Genomic DNA, 293 nt, shown 5'->3' with positions numbered 1-293 from the left:
GTGTAAAAGACCCCGGCCACGCCCCGCACCCGGTGGGCGACGGCGACGGCGGCCCCGACCAGGGGCGCTGGCGCCCGTGGCGGTTCCGGATGTCCAACGACGTCTGGGGCACCCCGGCGGTCGCCGGCGCCCTGCTGTACGTCACCTCCTTCGAGGTGCACGCGCTGGACACCGGCACCGGCCGGCGGGTCTTCCGGCCCCGCGACGTAGCCGGGGCCCAGGCCCTGGACCGGGGGCCCATCCCCCCCGCCCCCCGCCCCCCCCGAGAACCCCGGGGCCCCCCCCCCCGCCCC

At 80.2% G+C, this 293-nt stretch carries 1 pseudogene; it reads left to right on the top strand.

What is annotated here, in order from left to right:
- Nucleotides 1–293, top strand: a pseudogene (locus tag AAHZ94_RS35285) (PQQ-binding-like beta-propeller repeat protein); the annotation flags it as partial.

It is taken from the genome of Streptomyces sp. HSW2009 (genome assembly GCF_040240285.1).
In the GTDB taxonomy this organism is placed as follows: domain Bacteria; phylum Actinomycetota; class Actinomycetes; order Streptomycetales; family Streptomycetaceae; genus Streptomyces.
Note: the sequence above shows the minus strand (reverse complement) of the source record. Positions and strands in the feature narration are given on the sequence as shown.